Origin of the sequence: Bartonella sp. PS7NMGDW (assembly GCF_042193585.1) — a bacterium.
Lineage (GTDB): Bacteria > Pseudomonadota > Alphaproteobacteria > Rhizobiales > Rhizobiaceae > Bartonella > Bartonella grahamii.
In genome coordinates, this window is the sequence record NZ_JBHILX010000009.1 from 14,248 (window position 1) to 36,983 (window position 22,736).

A 22,736-nucleotide genomic window follows, 5' to 3' on the forward strand; every position below is an offset into this window, starting at 1 on the left:
TTAAGATGCCACACAGGTTTCCGCTGGTCCATCAAGTACGGCGGTTGTATTCAGCATGTTTGCGACATAGCCGTCCAAGATATTCCTATTTTCCTGAGGTAGAAGAAAATATATAAGGTTGGAATACCATTGCCAACCACGCTGAGTCAGCTGGAGATCGTTATCACTTTCTGCGACGAGACCTGCGCCTATAAGCTGTTGTAGGTTATTGTATACAAAAGAGGGAAGTGCGGTCCAGTCAATTCTTTCTTTTTTGGCATAGCCGTTATAAGGTAGCCGCATACACAAAGCCTTGGAGGCTTGTTGCTCCGCTGATACCCAATTGTAGTATACTTTGGATTTGCCTTTAAGTTGTATGTCGGTAATGTATCCGCTTCGACTGGGATTGGCTCGTGTGACGAGTGAGCCGAGAATCGACATTGCTGACGCCCCGAAGCCAACCACATAATCGTCATGATAACCATGCAAATATTTGTGATAGCGGAAATAATTAGCTGAACTCGTTTTAGCGAGCGTTAGAGGAGTGTTATTGGCAATTTTGATATAGGAATGCCCATTACACGGCGCATAGCCGCAGCTGCGCATAACGATGTCGCTAAATAAGCGAAGCATCTGTCGATGCTGTAGGCTGGATGGCTTTAGCCCTTTTTGTGCGTAAGACTTATGCAGTTGCGACGTGATAGCCAGATTGTTGATTGCATAGAGGTTGATGGTTTCAGGATGAAGCTCGCTGGCTTGCTTCAAATCGTATAATAGTTCTTCAGTTTGCTGGCTGTGCATGCCATATAGTAGGTCGAAACCGACATGTCCAATGATCTCTTGTGACCAAGCCACGGTATTGTTGATTTGTTCACGTGTTGAGGTGAGGTTAAACAATGATCGGAAACGCTCAATGAAACTCTGTATACCGAAGCTGATCCGGTTAACGCCGATCTCACGGGCAGCATAAAGTTTATCACGTGTGACGCTCTTCGGTTCGCTTTCCAGTGTAAACTCGGTTAAGGAAGAGAGCTCAAATTCGGCATGCAATACTTTTCCGATGTGTCGGATATTATCTGTGGACAAAAGCGACGGTGTGCCGCCCCCTATATAGATGCTGCGGATGGTCCCTCTAAGCGAGCGAATGAAATTTCCTTTGGTTCTGTTCTCTGTGGTAAGCGCTGACATATAAGATTCGATTTGCTTAACGTGCTTGTAGGCCCCTTTCTGAAAGGGACAGAAGGAACAGATGGTTTCGCAAAAGGGAATATGCAAATAAAGAGAAATGGTACGCGCTTGTGGAATCTGCTTACTTTGCGCTAGTTTATTAAAGTCTAGGTAATCGTAAAATTCATTTGAAATAGTGCGAAATAACGGATATGTGAAGTTGTAAATCGGCTTGAGTTGATCGAATTTTACAAAAGGATGATCCACGAGTTGCACAGATTACCTCCCCCAATTTCTTAACTTGCACTGTACTATTGACGGGCGACTGGTGACCCAATCACCCGAGTGTATTACCAAAGATTTTCACGGAACATAATGAATCCTCCTTTTTTAATAAGTTATATGTATTATACATATAACTTATTATATGAACAGGCGAGCTTGTTTAAGAGGCAATATAAAGATAAAAATATAAAAGAACTTTCTCTTGCAGCCTTATGGTCTGATATTGTAATTGGTATCCTGTTTTACGTGGTCGGGCTATGAATGCCTAGAGCGAGAAAAAGCAAGGTGTTTTAATGGACGTGCGGGGCATCATTGTTATGTTGCTGGGACTTGGAATTTGCGTCTGGTTATGAAATATCATTAGCGCAAAAAGATGGTTTTAAAGGTAGAGATATATTTTTTAATATCCCTGTAAAACTTCGAGAAGAGATAGAATTATCTATTAGAAAACATATAAATGTCCAGTGTGATAATATTATCGAATTACATGACATCATCGCTCTTGCCCGCCATTTTGACATATTGCCTAAAATCTCATTGAGATTGTGCCATGTACTGGCAAACGGGGATAGATCGCGTTTTGATATGACTGCGGCGGAGTTACGTGCCGCATTATCTTTGCTAGAATCCAATAGGATTAGGCTTAATGTGGTGCCTTTGCATATGGGCTCTAATTTGAATTCGACTGAGTTAATAGTATCCACCTTAACTAAGGTTGGAAAGGATATTTACGCATTGAAGGATCAAAAAAGTTTTATCAGTCTAGGCGGGGGATATCCGACTTCCACAGCGTTCTGCTATGCCGTGACGATCAATGACGAATACCCTCGTAAAATTTATGAGGCATTATCACAATTGGGTTATGATTTACATAAGCTTACGGTAATTATTGAATCTAGGCGTATTATATCTGAAGATTATGGTTATTTATTTTATAAAAGAGCAGAGTGGTACGAACTTAATTACAATCTAGGCTTTGGGGATGTGTACTCAATCTGCACAGTATCACTAGGTCATAAGTCAAAGTATGTGAAAGCAACTGATACAAAAAAGATTTTATGACGGTGGAAGATCGACGATGAAGGACGTTAGTTCAAAGGAAATTGATATTATTGTGTTCTCATATCCTGATTTTTGGGGCTTTTTAGATATAAATAACACATCTCCTAGTGGGCTGGAGACTATCAAATATTGGATCACGCATGGCGCAATTAGCAAAAAATCCTATCTATTGGATTTGGTATGCTCTACTGTATTTTCAGCTCTAAATATTGTGTGCGAAGTGCAATGTCAAGCGGTGGGAATTTATATAAGTGCAGAGTCTATAGGTATCCGCTCAGAACAAGGTTGATAGCTCTATTATGCAGGGGATGGTTAAGTTTCATGTCGGAAATGCTGAGCGTATGTCTTATCCTGAAAATACATTTACGCATATTACGGCGTGGTGAGTGTTTGTAAGCATTAGTTGTAAAGGCATAGCTACTCACTATCCTAGGCTGTTTTCTTCTATGTGAATAACAATAGAGTTACAAAACTTGCTTCATATTAAAAGAAAAGTTTCTTTTCTTTTAATTAAGCATTGCTACGGCCAAAAGAAAATTAAATATCTCGCCTTTATTATTCTCGCCAATGTTTTCTTATATATGATTATTTGAATCGGAATTAGGTTACGTCCACCATGGTATTTCTCGCTGTTTTATATTAAGGAGAAGGTTCGCACCGATGTATCGCGTGCAATATCAACTTTTTCACTATGGTGATAGGATAGCTTGTTGAGCGTAAAGTTCTTTTACCTTGATAGATCTTATAGTATTCTTCAAAAATATCAGTTGATAATTTTTTTTCGTGTCGTTTATGCAGAGGCTGATACTATAAGAATAGAACTTGATTGTTTGTAAAGTTGGTATGTTATGGCTGTAAAAAATGGTAAACAAACGAAAAGTAAAAATTTTAAACCTGTCTCTCGTTTTCTCAAAAGTTTACGTGGTGTGCACAATTGGGAACAAGTTTCACAATGGCTTGCTTTCCGTAAGGTAGAGGATATTGAATGTATTACGCCTGATCAAGCAGGGGTACCACGGGGCAAGATGATGCTTTCTAAAAAATTTACATCGGAAACATCATTGGCATTGCCTTCAGCCGTTTTTATGGCAACAATTTCAGGGGATTATCCTGAAGATGGTCATGGTTTTGAATATCCTAAAGCAGATGGTGATTTACGCCTTGAACCTGATCTTTCTACGTTAAGCATTGTTCCATGGGAAGATGCTCCCACAGCACAGGTGATTTGTGATCTTGTGTATCAAAATGGTCAGATTGTGGATTACACACCACGCAATGTTTTACGAACGGTGGTTCATTTTTATACAAAAATGGGTTTAAGCCCTGTTGTTTCACCAGAAATTGAGTTTTATTTAGTACAGAAAAATCCCGATCCTGATTATCCGTTAGTTCCACCGGTTGGTCGTTCTGGGCGTTCAATTGGTGGTGGACAGGGGTATTCCATTGCTGGTGTTAATGAGTTTGATGATTTGATTGATGATATTTATCAATTTTCAGAGGCACAAGGATTGGAAATTGATACTCTCATTCATGAAGAAGGAGCAGGTCAGTTTGAAATTAACTTACGTCATGGTGATCCTATTGAATTAGCGGATCAAGTTTTTATGTTCAAACGAACAATTCGTGAAGCAGCTCTAAAACATAATATGTATGCAACTTTTATGGCAAAACCCATTCAAGGGCAGCCGAGTTCTGCTATGCATATTCACCAATCGGTTGTTGATAAGAAAACCGGTATGAATATTTTTACACAGGAAAATGGTGAAGAAAGTATCTGTTTTCGCCATTTTATTGGTGGATTGCAAAAACATATGCCAGGGGTACTTGTGATGCTTGCGCCTTATGTGAATTCTTATCGACGTCTTGTCCCTGATAATTCGGCTCCTGTTAATTTGCGATGGGGATATGATAATCGTACTACAGCTTTTCGAGTTCCCCGTTCTGCTCCTCAAGCGCGGCGTGTTGAGAATAGACTTCCTTCATCAGATGCGAATCCTTATTTAGCCCTTGCAGCTTCTTTAGCGTGTGGTCTTATTGGTTTGCAACAAAAAATTGAGCCGGATGAGCCAGCGACAAATAATGTAAACGCTGATAATATTGAGTTACCGCGTGGACTCATTGAGGCAGTCAATTTGTTTGAACAAGATACAGCAATACGTGCTATTTTAGGGGATGTGTTTGTCAGTACTTATGCTGCAATCAAACGACAAGAGTTTGAAACTTTTATGGAAGTAATTAGTCCGTGGGAGCGTGAATATCTTCTGCTGAATGTTTAAATTTTATGACGATGATTGATTATAATTCAATTTCTCCAGGAATTTCTTGGTATGAAGATACTTTAAAAGAACGTCCCTCTTATCCTTCTTTTTGTGAAAACAGACAGTGTGATGTGGTCATTATTGGAGGCGGATTTACGGGTCTGTCGGCTGCTTATCATTTAGTCAAGGCTGGAGTAGATGTTGTTTTATTTGAAGCATCACGTTTTGGTGATGGTGCTTCAGGGCGCAATGGTGGACAGCTGGGAACAGGGCAACGGCAATGGGTAGAAACATTAGAAAAAAAGTATGGTTTTGAGCGAAGTAAGGCTCTGTTTGATTTAGCAGAAGAAGCTAAAAGAGATATTTTATCTTTATGCGCGATGCCTAATTGTTCGTGTGATTTGATAGGAGGACAGCTTTCTGTGACACATAAAAGGCGTGAGCTTCTTTCTTATCAACGGCATATTGAGGTGATGCAGCGTTATGGCTATCATGCGCTTACTTTTATGGATAGGGCAGAAACATCTAGGCGACTTGGATCGTCTTTTTATTGTGGTGGTATTTATGATGCGGATACCGGCCATATAAATCCCTTAAAATTGATTGTTGGATTGGCAAAAAAAGCTAAAGATGCTGGTGCTAAGCTTTATGAGAAGTCACAAGTAACGACAGTAAAGCGCAAGGGAGCCCATTGGAAAGTGATAACAGAAAAAGGCAGTGTAACAGCAGAGCATGTTTTACTTGCAACAAATGGGTATAAACTTGGTCTGGAGCGTTTTATTGAAAAAAATATTGTTTCTATTCGTTCTTATATTGGAGCAACGGACCCATTACCAAAGCACAGTTCAATTCTCGCAGGCGGGGAATCGGTTGATGATTCCCGTTTTATGGTTCGCTATTTTCGCAAAAGCATTGATAATCGTCTCTTATTTGGTGGCGTAGAAAGTTATGATAATAAACATCCTTTGAATTTAGATGAACGTATAAAACGGCAAATTGCTGAAATTTATCCTCAATTACATTCTATCAATTTAAGCCATTGTTGGGGAGCAACGGTTGCCATCACAGTTGAGCGCATGCCCTATGTTCGACAACTTTTCTCAAGGATGACTTATTGTGGTGGTTATTCAGGGCATGGCGTTATGCTGGCTCCTTTCATAGGAAAATTATACGCAGAATGGTTGACTGGAAAATATGAACGTTTTTCCTATTTCCAAGACTTAAAGATTTCATCTTTTCCGGGGGGAGGAGTTTTGCGTTATCCGCTTATATTTTTAGCAATGCGTTGGTTTTCTTTAATGGATCGCCTTTAATGGAAACATTGCTTGAAATGAAGAAAATTAATGGCTTATTTAGTATCTGTCTGCTTTAATAATGGAAGCTTTTATAAGTGATATGGGATTTCATAATCGAATAGAAAAATAAACAAGTTCATGGTGCGTAAAATTATTCCAGTTTCTTCCTTTGATTGTATTGTTTTTGGTGGCAATGGTGATTTGGCGTCGCGCAAGCTTTTGCCGGCTTTGTATCATTGTCAGTGTGTTGGTCAATTCAGTGAGCCAACACGTATTATTGGGGCTTCCCGCACTTCCTTAAGTCATGAAGAATATCAAAATTTTGTCCGCACTTCTTTAGAAAAACATATCCATCCAAAAGATCTCAATTCAACAGAACTCAATCGTTTTCTTGCACGTTTAACTTACGTTTCTGTTGATGTTTCCTCAAATCGAGGGTGGGAGGATTTAGCTCTCCTTCTGTCACAAGATTCAGCGAATATTCGAGCTTTTTATTTGGCTGTTAGTTCGTCACTTTTTGCTGATATTGCGATGAAGTTGGGAAAAAATGATTTGGTGACACCACAAACACGGATTATCATTGAAAAACCAATTGGTTGCGATGTAAAAACAGCTGTTTCACTTAATGATGCATTTGCAAGCGCCTTTAATGAAGAGCAGATCTTTCGTATTGATCATTATCTTGGGAAGGAAACTGTTCAAAATTTAATGGCATTGCGGTTTGTTAATACACTTTATGAACCGCTATGGAACTCCAACTATATTGATCATGTTCAAATAACCGTTGCTGAATCTTTAGGGTTAGAGGGGCGTACAGAATATTATGAAAGCACTGGTGCTCTACGCGATATGGTGCAAAACCATATGCTACAATTACTTTGTTTAGTTGCTATGGAAATACCATTTACCAACAGTGCTAATGCTGTACGTGATGAAAAACTTAAAATTTTACATTCTTTAACACCGCTTGATGTACATAATGTAGGGCAGCATACTGTACGTGGGCAGTATCTTTCTGGTCTATCAAATGGTATATCTGTAGAGTCTTATTTTGATGATCTGGGAAGAGTGAGTAAGACTGAAACATTTGTAGCGCTTAAGGTTAAGATTGATAACTGGCGTTGGGCTAATACGCCTTTTTATTTACGAACAGGTAAGCGCATGTTCACGCGAATGTCTGAAGTTGTTGTGGTTTTTAAACCTATTCCTTATAATATTTTTAATGTGGATTTAGATGAAATTTTTTCTAATCGGCTTGTGATTCGTCTCCAACCTGATGAGGGTGTAAAACAATGGTTGATGATTAAGGATCCAAGTTACGGCGGTATGCGGTTTCGTCACATTCCATTAGATATGAGTTTTGCTTCCGCATTTTCTGAACGTAATCCTGATGCTTATGAACGTTTATTAATGGATGTTATTCGTGGAGATCAAACGCTGTTTATGCGCCGTGATGAAGTTGAGGCTGCTTGGCGTTGGATTGATCCAATCATTGAGGGGTGGGAAGAAATAAAACAGCCTTTTCACAGTTATAACGCTGGTTCGTGGGGGCCATCTGCTTCGGCGATTCTCATGGAACGTGATGGGCGTATATGGAACAATTTAGTTTAGAGCAATAAGTATGTATAGAATGAATATTGACCGTTTAGATTTTGAAACCCCTCAGACTTTAGCCTTGGCATTAGCAGATCGAGTAGCCGCAGAGCTTAGTGTATCTGTTCTTGAGCGTAAGAGAGCAGTTTTAGCGGTGTCTGGTGGTAAAACACCAGAATTGTTTTTTCATTATTTGTCAAAAGCGGATATTGATTGGAAAAATATCATTATTACTTTGGTCGATGAACGTTTCGTTCCTACACACGATGAACGTTCAAATGAGCATATGGTACGGTGTCATTTGTTACAAAATTTTGCCGAAAAAGCGCGTTTTGTAGGGCTTTATCATAAAGCGATTACTGCTGAACTTTCAGCTTTTTCAGCGGCGAGTCGTATTAATACTTTGCCTAAACCCTTTGATGTTGTTGTTTTAGGAATGGGGGGTGATGGACATACGGCTTCTTTTTTTCCTGATGCTGATCGTTTAAAGCAAGCGCTTGATCTGCGAACACAAGCACTTGTTTTGCCCCTTCATGCTAAGAGTGCTGTTGAGCCAAGACTCTCACTAACTTTGCCAGTTATTATGCAGTCTCGTTGTATTATTCTCCATATCGAAGGTTTTCAGAAACGCGATTGTTTTGAAAAAGCTTGTCAAGACGGGTCTGAAATAGAAATGCCTATTCGGGCAATTTTGCGTAATTCCCCTCATCTCGTTCAGGTTTATTGGTCGCCTGCAGAAAATGAAATAAGTGAATCAAAATATGCGACACAAGGTGAATAAAAACGTAATCTCTCTCAATGAATGAGGGGCAGCAACAATGAAAGGGGGAGAGAAATATGGCACTTTCCAAGACAATTGCCACAGTTACACGAAGGATTTATGAACGTTCTCGATCAACACGAGAAACTTACTTAGATCGTATTGCAAAAGCACAAGTTCATCGCCCCAAACGAAGTTTTTTAGGATGTGCCAATCAGGCGCATGGCTTTGCTGCTTGTGGTGCAATAGATAAAGAGCGTTTGAAGGGAAATATCGTTGGGAATATTGGCATTATCACGGCATATAACGATTTACTTTCAGCTCATCAACCTTTTGAAAAATTTCCTCACTTAATTAGAGAGTCGGCCCGTATGGTTGGTGGTGTTGCGCAGGTTGCAGGTGGTGTTCCCGCGATGTGCGATGGTGTTACGCAGGGAAATGCGGGGATGGAGCTTTCCCTTTTTTCGCGTGAAGTAATTGCAATGGCGACAGCTATAAGCTTATCACACGATGTCTTTGATGCAGCATTGTATCTTGGAGTATGTGATAAAATTGTACCAGGTTTATTGATTGGTGCACTAACATTTGGTCATTTACCAGGAATTTTTATACCAGCTGGTCCTATGACAAGTGGTCAAGGTAATGATGAAAAAGCGAAGATACGTCAACTTTACGCGGAAAATAAAATAGATCGCCAAACACTTCTAGCATCAGAAGCTCGTTCTTATCATGGACCAGGAACATGTACATTTTATGGAACCGCTAACTCTAATCAGGTGATACTGGAGATGATGGGGCTTCATATGCCGGGAGCTTCTTTTGTTAATGCGAATACACCGTTGCGTGATGCTTTAACAAAAGAAGCTACGAAACGTGTACTTGAAATGACAGATCTTGGTGATCATTATAGTCCACTTGGTATGATCATTGATGAGCGTTCTTTCGTGAATGCCATTGTAGGATTAAATGCAACAGGAGGTTCTACCAATCATACGATTCATTTGATTGCTATGGCTGCTGTTTGCGGTATTAAATTGACATGGCATGATATTGCAGAAATTTCTTGCCATGTGCCTCTTTTAGCGCGCATTTATCCTAATGGTTTAGCGGATATCAATCATTTTTATGCTGCTGGGGGGATGGGATTTATTATTCGCGAGCTTATCGATGCAGGTTTAGTACATGAAGATGTTTCAACGGTTTTTGGTAAAGATCTCAATGCTTATGCAATTGAAGCAAAGCTTTCTGCTGATGGTCATGTGGTGCGTGAAGCGGCTCTCAAGGAAAGTGGTGATCATAAGGTGTTAGCAGGGTGGAGAAAGCCATTTCAGCCTGACGGTGGTCTTCGTGTTTTATCGGGAGATTTGGGAACAGCTATTATAAAAGTTTCCTCTGTTAAACCAGAGTATTGGCAGATTAAAGCACCAGTCTTTGTTTTTAATGATCAAGAAGAACTACAAAAATCTTTTAAATCTGGAGTGTTGTATGATAAAGATTTTATCGCTGTCATTCGCTATCAAGGACCAAAAGCCAATGGTATGCCAGAGCTTCATAAATTAACGACCATTTTAGGCGTTTTACAAGATCGCGGTCAAAAGGTAGCATTGATAACCGATGGGCGTATGTCAGGGGCGTCAGGAAAAATTCCTGCTGCCATTCATGTGACACCGGAAGCAGTGGATAATGGTCCCATTGCACGTTTGCAAGATGGTGATATTGTTTTTCTTGATGCTCATGAGGGTAAATTAACTCTTTTGGAGGATTTAGCAAAATTTAACGTACGAAAAATCATACCTCCTGATCTTTCAAAAAACGAACACGGTTTTGGACGCGAACTTTTTCATGTTTTTCGTCAATCCGTTAATCGTGCAGATCAAGGAGCATCTGTTTTTATGACATGAAAAATGCAAAAATAAACAAGCTTAATCATGTACAATAAAACCATATACAAGGAATTGTTATAATTCTTAGAATTTTGGCATAGGCAGATTGTGTGATCGCGCGGCGGCTTTGAGTGTATTAACCATAAGCATGGCAATTGTCATTGGTCCAACGCCTCCTGGAACAGGGGTGATCGCGGCAGCTTTTTCTTTTACGTTTTCAAAATCGACATCACCAACAAGACGTGTTTTCCCTACACCTTTTTCTGGTGCAGCAACGCGGTTAATACCGACATCAATAACAATTGCACCATTTTTGATCCAGTCTTTTTTAATCATTTGTGGGCGGCCTACAGCTGCGACTAAAATATCAGCGCTTCGACAAACATCATCAAGGTCACGGGTACGACTATGGGCAATTGTCACAGTGGCATTGGCTGCTGTTAAAAGGGCAGCCATAGGTTTTCCAACAATATTAGAGCGTCCAACAACGACAGCATCAAGTCCAGATAAATCTTGCCCACAGTGTTGTTCGATCATCATCATGGCACCAGCTGGTGTGCAGGGAATAATCGCATCTTCAAGTGCATTTGCCGCGAGTTTTCCTACATTAATATAATGAAAACCATCAACATCTTTTTGGAAAGCAACGGCTTGTGTTATGCGATTTGTATTCATATGAGCAGGGAGAGGCAGCTGTACCAAAATACCATGAATTTTTGGATCAGAATTTAATGTTGCAATAAGTTGAAGGAGTTCTTGTTCTTGTGTTTCTTTGGAAATGACATGTTTGATTGAAAGAAACCCACATTCTTCGGCTTTTTTATTTTTTGAGGTGACATATACTTGACTTGCGGGATCATCTCCAACAATAATAACAGCGATACTAGGTTGTATATTATAGTGATGGCGGAGCTTTGTTGTTTCGGCCTTAACTTTCGCAATAATCTCTTCAGCAAGTTTTTTTCCATCGATAATATTATTCATTCAGAGATCCTTTCGGTAAGGCTGTTTGTTTTTTTGTAAAGCATTTTCTAATAATACGATAGAGTTTTATAGCAATATTCATATGAGAACAGTAAGAATGGTTTTATAATGTTGTGGATTTATAGTTTTGAAGATTTTTAAATAATTGCTTTATAAAGAAGCAGCAACATTGCTGTTTGAATAAATTTTGGATAAAGAACAAAAATAATTAAGATACAAAGTGGATATAGTGAATTATAGGGTTATAAAAACTTTTTTTGATCATTTAAGTTTGTTTTTAATCTGTTATAGGGGGATAAATATAGAGGGATATTGTGCGCATCAGAATAATAAAATTTTTGAGCGGAATTTTTATTACAATTATCTTTTTATTTGGAGTGGGGATTCTCGTTTTACCTTATCTTATCTCTACAGATGCGATTCGCATTCGTTTAGCGCAGGATTTGAGTGCATGGACCGGTTACAATGTGCAATTGCGTGATCCACCGCGGTTACATCTTTTTCCTTATCCTAAAGCATTTCTTTCTGGTGTTACTTTAACATCTAAAATGGATGATGTTGGGCCATTAATGGAAGCTGAATCAATAGAAGTTGATCTTTCTGTCGTCGATCTTCTTTGGGGACATGTTTCTTTTTCAGAGACGCGGATTATGCGTCCTCAATTTGTTATGGAAAAGCCTGTTAAAACAATAGCAGATTTTTTTGATCGGTTTTCTCGCTCACAAGGTGCATTAGGGTTGGCAATACGCAATACGCGTGAAATATTAAAACATAATCCTGAACATCCAGAAATAGAGCACCTTTTAAAACAACCTTTTGGGCGGATTGTCATTAAAAATGGTGTTCTTGTGTATCACGATAGTTTTTCAGGATTAGCAGAAAAAATAACAGGATTAAATGCGACTTTAGATTGGCCGGAATCGACTCGGGAAGTACGGTTACGTGCAGATGCGCGTTGGCGCGGAGAATTTACAAAGTTATCAATTGATGCTTCTCAAGCATTGCTGCTTCTTGCAGGAGGAAAAAGTCATATTAGGGCAAGTCTCAATTCTGTACGTGGGGGAATAACTTTTACAGGAAAGGCTCGGTTATCTGAATATTATATTTTTGACGGAAAAGTATCGATGCGTTCTCCGGGATGGAATCAGACATTGTCTTGGGTTGGTGGAAATCAGTTTTGGGGATATAAATTAAAAATACCCATTGTATGGGAATCTCATTTTTTAGCGCAGCCAATGCATATTCAAATGAACAATGTTACATTTACGATGGGGAAAGCCAATGCGCGAGGAGCTTTAAAATTCGATTTTCAAGATTATGTACCAAATGTTATGGGTTCGTTAGCCTTTGATAACCTAGATCTTAGCCTCTTGGGTTCAATGTTTTTTTCAGGTAAAAAGAAAAATTCCTTCTTTGATATGACAATTTTTCATCGTATTGGCGTGGATATACGACTTTCTGCGCCACAAGCTAAAATAGGAAATATTTCACTCACAAATTTAGCTGCTGCAATACAAATAAGAAATGGGCATGGTATTTTTGATCTTGGACATGCGAATATTTTTGGTGGATCCGTGCAAAGTAATATTGAAGTTACGCCAGCTGGACAGAAAGTGCGTATAGGAGGAAATATTTCAGGTGCTTCTATTGATATGCAGGAGACTTTAGAAACCTTGGGATTTATTCCATTTATACAAAGCAAAACGAATTTTACTGCAACGGTACGAACACTTGCTGATTCTTGGCGAGAAATTTTTACAAAAATGCAGGGTGAATTAACACTGAAGATGTCTTCTGGTCGGCTCTTAGGGTATGATTTGAACGAATTACAAACAAGACTTTTAAATAAACAACAATTTCTTTTAATGACTAATGATACTTTTTCAACAACATTTGATCACTGGGATATTCAGACAAGCTTTTCAGAAGGTATGATGAAGGTGACAGAGTCATTAATGCGTACAGCAGACTCGAGCTTATCCATTCAAGGAACCGTTGCAACTGCTATTACGCAAGGGAAGCAGAATGAATTGATATTACAGGCACAACTACGCAAAAATTATAGATCAGAAACTTTATGTAAAGATGTCCAATGTCTCGCTAATAGCCTTGCATGGCCTTTTACATTTTCTCTAAGCTCTAAAGGACAAAATCATGGTAACTTTTGGGTTACAAAAGACATTGACGCAGATTGAGAATTGTTTTTTATCTATATAACATTCTATCTTATAATGGTAATCCATCTTTTTGTAACTTAAAATTGTCTTTTAAATTTAAATCAGAGGTCTCACTATCGGAAGATTTTCTCATTTTAAATCCGTTCGTGATGAAGCAGTAAAAATCGTTCTCTCTGTCATAAGTGTGGTTGATACAGATAAATGATTAAAGAGAGAAATAAAAATCCTTCTTATGGAATCTTTCAAATACAAGAAATTCATAATATTGATGCAAGTTCTTAGAAAAGTTTCTAAAAAACATTAAATTTTTAAGAGGGATGTCGGCCAGTGCTTACTGAATCCCAGAAGAAATACCATAGCCATCTTTGGTAATTGTATGCTTCCCATCTGCTCCAACAGAACCAATTCCCACTGTAATCAAAATAAAGGCTAAGAGGGTTGTAATCGTAATAATTGTAGCTTTTTTAGCAGACATATTTTTCCTCCACGGATGCATCAATGACTGAATGCAAAGATGAATGGTGCATTATTTAAACTTTTATGAAAGTAGAATCACTTAAGGATCTATAAGTTCCTATTATTATCTCATAAAGCTAAAAAAACTCTATAATTCTTTAATATATTATAGTTCTATAGATATAATTTTTTCTTTTTGCTATATATTTTTCTTTATTTTCTCGATGACGATAGTGAGCATTGGCAAAATTTTTATGCGCATAAATTATAAACTTAAAAGATTATTTATACGACAGACATTGGCTCTGAATGAAGAAATAAAGATAGAGGGGGCACAAGCTTCTTATCTTGTGCATGTTTTGCGTATGAAAGAAGGAGCAGAAATTTTACTTTTTAATGGACAGGATGGTGAGTGGCTTGCTAAACTTATCATTGTTAAGAAAAAATTTGTTGTGGTTCAGCTTATCCATCAAGAAAGATTACAAACGACGCATTCCAGTCTTATCTATTGTTTTGCTCCACTCAAAAACGCGCGGTTGGATTATATGGTGCAGAAAGCTGTTGAAATGGGGGTATCGGTTTTGCAGCCTGTTATAACGCATCATACGCAGGTTACGCGTATCAATATGGCGCGTATGGAAGCCAATGTTATTGAAGCTTCTGAACAGTGTGGTATTTTATCTCTCCCTGAATGCGTATCTGCTCTATCATTAGCAGAACTTTTAGCACGATGGGATGAGACACAGCCTTTATTCTTTTGTGATGAAGAGCATAAATCGCATAATCCATTACCTTCTTTTAAAAAGCGTGACGTTACAACACCTGGTATTCTTATTGGACCGGAAGGTGGCTTTAGTGAAGAAGAGCGGAGCTTTTTAAAAAAACATCCTTTTGTGGTTCCAATATCATTAGGTCCGCGTATTTTACGCGCTGACACTGCCGCTGTTGCTGCTTTGGCTCTTCTTAATGCTACCGTGGGGGATTGGGCAATGGATTGAGAAATCTGTAAAATCATTCTAAACAATTCATTTAAGATGATGATACCAATGATAGGATACGATAAGTTATGGCGCTTGATATAACTGATGAAAGTGAAATTTATAACTTAGATTCCTTGGTTAGTTATTTCCAAGGGGGGTATAAAGCAGAAGATGATTGGCGTATTGGTACAGAACATGAAAAATTTCCGTTTTATAAAGATGGTTTTCACCCTGTTCCATATGAAGGAGAGAGGGGAATCCGAGCGCTTTTAGAGAGGATGCAAAGTGCCTTAGGATGGAAACCTATTTTAGATGATGAGAATATTATTGGGCTCGTAGGATCAGTTAATCAGGGAGCCATTTCTTTGGAACCTGGAGGACAATTTGAATTATCTGGTGCACCATTAAAATCAGTAGGCCATACATATCACGAGTTGATGGAGCATTTAACTCTTCTCAAAAAAATTGCAGAACCATTGGGTATAGGTTTTCTAGGTCTTGGAGCTAGTCCAAAGTGGACTTTAGCTGAAACGCCACGAATGCCTAAATCACGTTACCAGATTATGACTGATTATATGCCTAAAGTGGGATATAATGGTCTTAATATGATGTATCGCACATCAACAGTTCAGGTTAATCTTGATTTTTCATCTGAAAGTGATATGCGGCGAAAAATGCAAGTGTCCATGAAATTACAGTCCATTGCAACAGCATTATTTGCAAGTTCACCTTTTACAGAAGGACGCCCAAATGGCTTTTTGTCGTGGCGTTCTGAAATTTGGCGTAATACGGATAATCAGAGGACAGGCGTTCTTCCCTTTATATTTTCTGAGCGTTTTGGTTTTGCTGATTATGTTGAATGGGCTCTTGATGTTCCAATGTATTTTGTTGTGCGGGATGGTCGTTATTATGATTGTACACATATAACATTTCGTCAGTTTATGAATGGAGCATTAAAAGGACAAGTTGCAAATTCAATTCCAAACATGGGAGATTGGATTAATCACTTATCGACGTTATTTCCTGAAGTCCGCTTAAAAAGATTTTTAGAAATGAGAGGAGCTGATTGCGGTTCTTGGAAGCGCATTTGTGCGTTGTCGGCTTTTTGGGTCGGGCTTCTGTATGATAGGGAAGCACTTAATGAGGCAGAAGCTTTGACAAAAGATTGGTGTTTTGAAGAAGTTTTAGATGTGCGCCAACGCGTTCCTAAAGAAGGGTTAAGAACTCCTTTTCGTCAAACTATTCTTTTAGAGTTAGCACGACAAGCTCTTGCTATTGCCCGCAAAGGCTTAAAAAATCGCAAACAGTATGATACGAATGGTTTTGATGAAACAAATTTTCTTAATCCTTTAGAAGAGGTTGTTGCAATGGGACAAACAGATGCTGAAAAATTTTTGTCTCACTACTATTCTATTTGGAATGAATCTGTAGAACCTTTATTTTTAGAATGTGCCTATTAAATTTGAAGAAAAGAGGCTTCCTACTTTTTAAAAAATGCATATCACCGTGGTGGCTCATTCACTCATTTGCTCTAGAGAGCATATCCTGCCTTTCTTTTAACATTTCTCATAAAGGGTACAATACAAAAATCTCTTGGGCAGTGTGATTTTTATACCCAATAATATCACGATATTTCCGTAATCTTAATGTTGTACTTTTGTGCTAAAGATAGCTCATAAAAGATATACTTAAGCTTATTATCAAACATTTTTATTCACGTGGCTCATCCCACTTATGAATAGGTTTGAAAATAATATTTTTCACTTTTAAAAGGGATAAAAAAATATAATTTGCGTTTAAAGGAGGAAATATACCAAAAATCATTTTTAATGGATAATTTCTTGAAATTATGTTGCTAATATGAATATTTCTTTATGTCTTATTATTCTCACTCCATGTATTTGATTATATTATAGCAATATGTGTTATTCTTTTGTTACAAGAGTAAAGTATGGAATAAAAATAAAAAATTTCAGTTTTTGCAGAGACGGGCAACGAAAACTTTTTTGTTAGCTAAACATATCTAGTGCGCTTTTAAATTTTTCTTCTTCCGTTTTTTAGTAGCCAGATCCCCTGAGGCTTCTTATACCTTTTGTACCATTATACGATATAGTTATACAGTCATCATGAAGGCAATAGATGTATTTTTAAAACAGATAGGAAAATTACAGGGGATCATTCACTTTAGTATATCCAAGTGATATTAATACAGCAAACAAAACGATCAATAGAGAAGATAAAACAATAAATGTTACGGTACGTTTCATGAGTGATTTAACTGCTTATCTTCGATAAATAGGCCGGTATTGAATACGGGGCTATTACGACGGTTGATATCATTTAATTTGGTTATATCAATGGTATATGTGATATTTTTGTTGGTATTGTGTTTCAAATTATATTGAATGATATGTAGATTACGAGTGGCGTTGCATTTCCCATAAAAGGGTATTGTATGGCATAGCTACACCCGACAAAGTACTCATATACTAACAAAAACATAAAAGACAGTCAGTATTTTAAAGGTATGGAAAATGCTTTTTCGTAACATATCCGCTAATATATATATTATTTATATGATGCAATACATATTTATTATCAATAAAATTTTTATATTTTAAATATATTGTGTATTAAATATTATTTATATAATTATTAATTTATTATTTTTTATTGTATATTTTAAATCTATATTATGGTATTCATTAAATGAATGCGTTATTTTCTTATATACAACATTAATAATATTTGTAAACGCTATCATCATGTGTATTTTTAGCTTTATAACGTATCAGTTTTTTACTAAATGTTTTTAATGATTTTTGTGGATTTTGTTGATAAGGGTTTCTAATTTGAACAACTTTAATAGGCACTGCGCTCTTTGTAACCAACGCGTTCATTTGCATTGTGATTATGAAAACCTGTTTTTTCACGTATGCTCTATAGCTATTATATTTTTTATAGTCGTGGCATCATTTTTCATTTTCATAACATAAATAATAAAGATGATAATGCGCTTTATTGCCTGTTATAAAGACATCTAAAGAGAGACTGATAATTATAGAGGTCAGAAAACTCCCTTTTAATAGACTTTTGTCGTTTTTCTGTCAGTAAATTGAACCGACAAAATAGATCATTTTAGTGAGTGATTAAATATATCTTATGATAAGCATGTGATCCTTTAAAGCCATTTCAAAAGATAGGTTCTAGTCATAAAAAATGCTATTAAGACCATTATGGTTATTAGTTTTGAGGTTCTTGAAGATTTTGAGGATTTTAGACACCTTCAAAATCTATAAGTAAAATGAATACATATAGCTCTTTTTCAACAGAGCTTTTGAAAACAATAAAGCTATCATTTTAGATTATGATATAATCTTTTAAAAGCAATCCAAATAACAGTGTCTAAAAGTGCAAAGCCTTGTCTTTAGAATAACACATATAAACTATCCTTTTAAGATTGTAGGTAATAAACTTAATAAGATGGTTAAAGTTATAGACTGCCGTTTTAAAGCAATACACAAGAGATCTTTATGAGGTGTGTTAACCTCATAAGTCTATTCGGTTTCTCACACTTCTAATTTTGGTAGTTTTTTAACAATTTTCATTGTTTCTAAACTTATAGTATGATCCTTTGAAACAACTCTAATGGATAAGCAGGGTTACCAATGGTTCCAATAGCATAGCGATTGGCATCATTAACGATGCCACTCTTTTTATCTATCTTTACACATTGACGCTCCATAACCCATTCAAGAGTGGGGTTGCCATTAACGATATACTCATAAGCTTCAAGAGGGATGTTTTTCATGATGATATTGCTGTTGTAAATAACAGTAGATTTATCCTTTTTAAAGGTCACAAGATAAGGCTCCACACTTTCATAATTTATGTGCAAGTGATCAAACTCACACTCTGTTGTCCACAATATCCTGAAATCTTCAGCGCTTTTTACACAGGGGATACGAGGCAATTCTTTGCATAAATTATGAGCATAGCGAGTACGGTAATCTTTTGAATGCAATAATCCGTAAGCTTAATAGAATAGATCATCTTTAGTTATGGTCTCACTAGGATAAGCAGCTTAAAATGCGTTAATCCTTTATCAGTGATGGCATCACGCCTCTGTAAACCAGATGTTTTTCTTTCCTTTATTGAATTTGTAAACAAATGGGATTGTTTCTCATCATGATCAGTTATAGAAGATTCAACATTTTTATAAAAATACTGTGGAAAGCATTGGCCTGTATCTATTGCATCTAGATTAGGTAAATTCTTAGCTATCAACACAGAAAAACAGCTTCGTGCTCCTATGCTTGTAATTTCTATGACTCTATTTTCTACTGCTTGCCCCATAGGGAATACATGTGGTATCTGATCAACTCCGTCATTTAAGATACGATTATAATAAAGTCATAGTCGTGTAAAAGGACGATACGAACTTTGCGTGAGACATATCTCTTCAAATTCAAAAACCCTTCCTCTGATTAGTTCTTGCTTAACATTATAACTACAACTTATCTTTTTTACATCTAAAGTGATAAAATTATCTACGGTACGTGCACGTGTTGTTCGATCAGCATATAGATAGGTATCATTAAAACATTTTACTGCACTATTATAAAAAGCCATCATATTATTTATATTTTCTGCCCAAGCTCCGCCCTCCAATGTTGTGATAGCTCTTGAATTAAGACGTTTCATAAGAAGTATTTCTACTCCTTTCTTATACATTTTTTATTTACACGCCAGCCCTGCTTGTGACGTGCAAGCAAGTGATTTTGATTGATTCAAGATAAACAGGTTTGAAATAAGAGAATCTTACGTTATTCGGGACTCTCATTTAATATGCAAAACAGTAAATTATTTTTATAAATCAATATTTTGTCATTCAATAGGTATTGTGGCGTTCAAAGTCTTTTTTATGACTATAAAAAGAATTTCGAAAAATAAAAAAGCTTTCATTGAGAGCAAAGAAAGAATGTATGAAAGGTCTTTTCAATAAAATAATTATATTTGAAATGCTGGTCAAAGCTGTTGAGAGTACAGTCCATAAAATTAGCAAAAGTAGCTTGTTGGTGTATTTTCTAGAAAAGTCATGAATGTTCGATTGTTAATTCATCCTTTCTTGGAAAGCTCGCTTCAGTTCAAATAGAAAAAGAGAGAGGTAAGGATATTGATAGGATAAGATATGCTGGAATTATTCAGTATTAAGACGCAATGAATGTTGTTTATATTTCTCTTTTTTAACTATTTTATGAGAGCGTAAATTTAAAGAATAGGAAAATAATTTTATTTATTTTATTTAAACAGTTATTAGTAGATAAAAAGTTCTCTTTTAATCGATAAATTAAAAAAATAATGATTTTGTAAAATCCTGGTAAGCTTTATGTTAATTTTAAATATCATGCATTGATTTTGAATTATGCAGATTATTGACGTCAATCATAACAATAGTAAGTGAGCATAGACAATGACATTTAATTTTTTCGTCAATTTATTTCTATTTGTTATTTTTTTATTGTTGGTTTCTCAAAGTAAGAGAATGCAATGGAGTCTTTCACTACGTGTTATGCTAGGGCTTATCCTTGGCTTGATTTTTGGAAGTGTTTTGCAGTTTGTTTATGGAGAGGGTGAAAGCACTTTATTGAAATCCGTTGAATGGTTTAACATTGTTGGTGAGGGCTATATCTTATTGTTGCAAATGATTGTTATGCCACTGGTTTTTATCTCTATTGTTTCAGCAGTTGCTCATTTACATTCTGTTTATGCTGTTGGAAAGATGAGTATAATAACAATTTCAATATTGCTTTTTACAACGGCTCTTTCAGCATTGGTTGGTGTGCTTGTGGTTAATTTTTTTGGATTAACAACTGATGGTTTGGTGCATGAAGGGCAAAATGTTTCTGCTCTTCTTGAAGGTCATATTTCTAAACTTGGAGATATGAATATACCAAAGATGATTTTGTCTATGATTCCTAAAAATCCATTTGCTGAGTTGAGTGGAGCCAAACGTACGTCAATTATCAGTGTTGTTATTTTTGCGTCATTTTTAGGTGCAGCGGTTCTTCTTTTAAAGAAAGATGAGCCAGAAAAAGGAGAAAAAGCGCTTTTATTTATTCAAGTGGGACAAGCTTGGATTATGCGGTTAGTCCGTATTGTGATTGCTTTGACGCCTTATGGTATTTTTGCACTTATGACGAAAGTAGGAGGAACATCGCGTATTGCAGATATTTTAAATTTACTGGTTTTTATCATTGCATCTTATGTCGGTATTATTTTAATTTTTGGAATTCATGGTGTATTGCTTGGTATTTCTGGGGTTAATCCCTTTCGTTTTTTCAAAAAGGTTTTACCGGTTTTAACATTTGCTTTTAGCAGTCGTTCAAGTGCTGCAAGTATTCCTTTAAATATTGAAGCGCAAACACAGTGGATAGGTGTACCACAACCCATTGCGAGTTTTGCAGCTTCTTTTGGGGCAACAATTGGACAAAATGGTTGTGCTGGTCTTTATCCAGCGATGCTTGCGACCATGATTGCACCGTCTATGGGTATTAATCCTCTTGATCCTACTTGGATTGCTACGCTTATTGGGGTCGTGACGTTGAGTTCTATTGGTGTTGCTGGTGTGGGGGGAGGCGCTATTTTCGCTGCATTGATTGTGTTACCAATTATGGGGCTTCCTGTTACTTTGGTTGCTGTACTTATCTCTATCGAACCGCTAATTGATATGGGACGTACTGCTCTAAACGTGAGCGATTCAATGATAGCTGGAACGGTTACCAGTCAAATATTACGGACAACAGATAAAAGTATTTTTAAAAAATAATTTTAGATTATATTTTTTTGGGCTGTAAAACATCTGTAAGAGATATTTGCGCTGAACCAGGTTGTAGGGGTTTTTGTTGATGGGGATGAGGAGCCCAACCAGAGAGCCAGATGAAAGAAAAATGTGCACGAATACGTCCATCAGGATCACTAAATCGTTGTGCATAGATTTCAGCTGCGCGGAGAAAAAAACGTTTAGATACAGGGCGTCGTGAACGATTGATGAGTGCATTTTGCATTCCCATAGCTTTAAGATCGTGCATAAGGTCAAACATTGTATTATAACGTATTGTGATATCTTCAACGTCTGCTACAGGCAGAGCAAAGCCCACACGCTGTAAAAGAGCGCCTGCATCACGAATGTCGGCAAAAGGATAGATTCTAGGGCTTGCTCCACCATAAATTTCACTTTCAGCTTGCAGCAGGCTTTCCCGCAATTCTCTTAATGTACCAGCTCCTGCCATAACAGCAAGAAATAAGCCATCTGGTTTAAGGGTATTTTTTATCTGGCTTAGAACACCAGGGGTATCATTGGTCAATTGTAATGAAAGAAGTGAAATAATAAGGTCACAGTAACTTTGAGGTAAATCAAGAAATTCTCGATGACGTAAATGAAATTTTTTATCATGGCTTTGGTAAAGCGTATCGGTCTCAATACGTTCTATAGAACAAACTTTTCCAGATTTCATTAAAGCTTGCGCAGCAAGGTCTGTATGGCTGTGTAAATCGAGAGCTAATGTAAAGAGGCGATCAACAGTGCTAAGACGTTTATAGAGATCTTCTGCCATGTGAGAGAGTAAAAAGTCGTATCCTTTTTTTGCTTTTTGAAAGGCACGTTTTCGGAATTGTTCAATGCGGTTATGATCAAAAATTAAAGGATGCGACATATTGTGGAACACTTTCGATCTATGGAAGAATATATTTTGAAAAGGTTCATTATTTGTGCAAGCTCTGTCAAGTTTATAATATAAAAGAAAAATAAATTTATAGAAGGTAAGAGTTTTTAAAGGAATTAAAATTATAAATTGA

The 22,736-nt window shown here is 36.9% G+C and carries 15 protein-coding genes and 1 pseudogene; 11 read left to right on the forward strand and 5 right to left on the reverse strand.

The annotated features are described in order from the left end of the window. Window positions 1-1,422, reverse strand: a complete 1,422-nt coding sequence (locus ACFIKJ_RS06225; protein WP_375625168.1) for a coproporphyrinogen-III oxidase family protein — start codon at window positions 1,420-1,422, stop codon at window positions 1-3. A 339-nt stretch (window positions 1,423-1,761) separates the two neighbouring features. On the opposite strand from ACFIKJ_RS06225, the gene ACFIKJ_RS06230 reads away from it, so the two are divergent. The 7 genes from ACFIKJ_RS06230 to edd all read left to right on the forward strand — a co-directional run bounded on the left by ACFIKJ_RS06230 (window position 1,762) and on the right by edd (window position 10,300). Continuing rightward, window positions 1,762-2,493 (forward strand): hypothetical protein, encoded by a 732-nt coding sequence (locus ACFIKJ_RS06230; protein ID WP_375625646.1) that lies wholly within the window; start codon window positions 1,762-1,764, stop codon window positions 2,491-2,493. Window positions 2,494-2,509: 16 nt separating this feature from the next. Next, entirely contained in the window at window positions 2,510-2,782 is a 273-nt protein-coding gene (locus ACFIKJ_RS06235; protein ID WP_375625166.1) for a hypothetical protein, read from the forward strand. A gap of 559 nt (window positions 2,783-3,341) precedes the next feature. Next, window positions 3,342-4,769, forward strand: coding sequence for a glutamine synthetase family protein (locus ACFIKJ_RS06240; protein ID WP_375625165.1), 1,428 nt, complete (start codon window positions 3,342-3,344; stop codon window positions 4,767-4,769). An 11-nt stretch (window positions 4,770-4,780) separates the two neighbouring features. Then, window positions 4,781-6,064 (forward strand): NAD(P)/FAD-dependent oxidoreductase, encoded by a 1,284-nt coding sequence (locus tag ACFIKJ_RS06245; protein WP_375625193.1) that lies wholly within the window; start codon window positions 4,781-4,783, stop codon window positions 6,062-6,064. A gap of 120 nt (window positions 6,065-6,184) precedes the next feature. Further along, window positions 6,185-7,657, forward strand: coding sequence for a glucose-6-phosphate dehydrogenase (gene zwf, locus ACFIKJ_RS06250; protein ID WP_375625648.1), 1,473 nt, complete (start codon window positions 6,185-6,187; stop codon window positions 7,655-7,657). A gap of 10 nt (window positions 7,658-7,667) precedes the next feature. After that, complete coding sequence (gene pgl, locus ACFIKJ_RS06255; protein WP_375625650.1) at window positions 7,668-8,420, forward strand: 6-phosphogluconolactonase; 753 nt, start codon at window positions 7,668-7,670, stop codon at window positions 8,418-8,420. Window positions 8,421-8,476: 56 nt separating this feature from the next. Continuing rightward, on the forward strand, window positions 8,477-10,300 hold the full coding sequence (gene edd, locus ACFIKJ_RS06260; RefSeq protein ID WP_375625652.1) for a phosphogluconate dehydratase: 1,824 nt from the start codon (window positions 8,477-8,479) through the stop codon (window positions 10,298-10,300). A gap of 66 nt (window positions 10,301-10,366) precedes the next feature. Here edd and folD read toward each other — a convergent pair whose 3' ends face one another. Next, window positions 10,367-11,266, reverse strand: coding sequence for a bifunctional methylenetetrahydrofolate dehydrogenase/methenyltetrahydrofolate cyclohydrolase FolD (gene folD / locus ACFIKJ_RS06265; protein WP_375625161.1), 900 nt, complete (start codon window positions 11,264-11,266; stop codon window positions 10,367-10,369). Window positions 11,267-11,580: 314 nt separating this feature from the next. Between folD and ACFIKJ_RS06270 the strand changes: the two genes are divergently transcribed. Continuing rightward, window positions 11,581-13,461, forward strand: a complete 1,881-nt coding sequence (locus ACFIKJ_RS06270; RefSeq protein ID WP_375625160.1) for an AsmA family protein — start codon at window positions 11,581-11,583, stop codon at window positions 13,459-13,461. A gap of 313 nt (window positions 13,462-13,774) precedes the next feature. Here the strand turns inward: ACFIKJ_RS06270 and ACFIKJ_RS06275 are convergent, their stop codons facing one another. Beyond that, window positions 13,775-13,918: a hypothetical protein gene (locus ACFIKJ_RS06275; protein ID WP_012754785.1), complete on the reverse strand. Its 144-nt coding sequence runs from the start codon at window positions 13,916-13,918 to the stop codon at window positions 13,775-13,777. 235 nt (window positions 13,919-14,153) lie between these two features. On the opposite strand from ACFIKJ_RS06275, the gene ACFIKJ_RS06280 reads away from it, so the two are divergent. Both ACFIKJ_RS06280 and ACFIKJ_RS06285 read left to right on the forward strand, forming a co-directional pair. Beyond that, window positions 14,154-14,897: a 16S rRNA (uracil(1498)-N(3))-methyltransferase gene (locus ACFIKJ_RS06280; protein ID WP_375625159.1), complete on the forward strand. Its 744-nt coding sequence runs from the start codon at window positions 14,154-14,156 to the stop codon at window positions 14,895-14,897. Between the two features lie 68 nt (window positions 14,898-14,965). Then, window positions 14,966-16,339 (forward strand): glutamate--cysteine ligase, encoded by a 1,374-nt coding sequence (locus tag ACFIKJ_RS06285; protein ID WP_375670354.1) that lies wholly within the window; start codon window positions 14,966-14,968, stop codon window positions 16,337-16,339. A gap of 2,109 nt (window positions 16,340-18,448) precedes the next feature. Here ACFIKJ_RS06285 and ACFIKJ_RS06290 read toward each other — a convergent pair. Further along, a pseudogene (locus ACFIKJ_RS06290) lies at window positions 18,449-19,532 on the reverse strand (type ISP restriction/modification enzyme); the annotation flags it as partial. An 820-nt stretch (window positions 19,533-20,352) separates the two neighbouring features. On the opposite strand from ACFIKJ_RS06290, the gene ACFIKJ_RS06295 reads away from it, so the two are divergent. After that, window positions 20,353-21,708: an L-cystine transporter gene (locus tag ACFIKJ_RS06295; RefSeq protein WP_375625656.1), complete on the forward strand. Its 1,356-nt coding sequence runs from the start codon at window positions 20,353-20,355 to the stop codon at window positions 21,706-21,708. Window positions 21,709-21,715: 7 nt separating this feature from the next. On the opposite strand, the gene ACFIKJ_RS06300 is transcribed toward ACFIKJ_RS06295, so the two are convergent. After that, window positions 21,716-22,594 carry a methyltransferase gene (locus ACFIKJ_RS06300; protein WP_375625658.1) on the reverse strand — a complete coding sequence of 293 codons (879 nt, stop codon included), beginning with the start codon at window positions 22,592-22,594 and terminating at the stop codon, window positions 21,716-21,718. Between the last annotated feature and the right edge of the window lie 142 nt (window positions 22,595-22,736).

Coding starts and splice junctions, on each gene's coding strand:
- ACFIKJ_RS06300 (WP_375625658.1), bottom strand. CDS start 22,594: ATGTCGCATCCTTTAATTTTTGATCATAACCGCATTGAACAATTCCGA.
- zwf (WP_375625648.1), top strand. CDS start 6,185: ATGGTGCGTAAAATTATTCCAGTTTCTTCCTTTGATTGTATTGTTTTT.
- ACFIKJ_RS06285 (WP_375670354.1), top strand. CDS start 14,966: ATGGCGCTTGATATAACTGATGAAAGTGAAATTTATAACTTAGATTCC.
- ACFIKJ_RS06280 (WP_375625159.1), top strand. CDS start 14,154: ATGCGCATAAATTATAAACTTAAAAGATTATTTATACGACAGACATTG.
- ACFIKJ_RS06295 (WP_375625656.1), top strand. CDS start 20,353: ATGACATTTAATTTTTTCGTCAATTTATTTCTATTTGTTATTTTTTTA.
- edd (WP_375625652.1), top strand. CDS start 8,477: ATGGCACTTTCCAAGACAATTGCCACAGTTACACGAAGGATTTATGAA.
- ACFIKJ_RS06275 (WP_012754785.1), bottom strand. CDS start 13,918: ATGTCTGCTAAAAAAGCTACAATTATTACGATTACAACCCTCTTAGCC.
- ACFIKJ_RS06235 (WP_375625166.1), top strand. CDS start 2,510: ATGAAGGACGTTAGTTCAAAGGAAATTGATATTATTGTGTTCTCATAT.
- ACFIKJ_RS06245 (WP_375625193.1), top strand. CDS start 4,781: ATGATTGATTATAATTCAATTTCTCCAGGAATTTCTTGGTATGAAGAT.
- ACFIKJ_RS06240 (WP_375625165.1), top strand. CDS start 3,342: ATGGCTGTAAAAAATGGTAAACAAACGAAAAGTAAAAATTTTAAACCT.
- pgl (WP_375625650.1), top strand. CDS start 7,668: ATGTATAGAATGAATATTGACCGTTTAGATTTTGAAACCCCTCAGACT.
- folD (WP_375625161.1), bottom strand. CDS start 11,266: ATGAATAATATTATCGATGGAAAAAAACTTGCTGAAGAGATTATTGCG.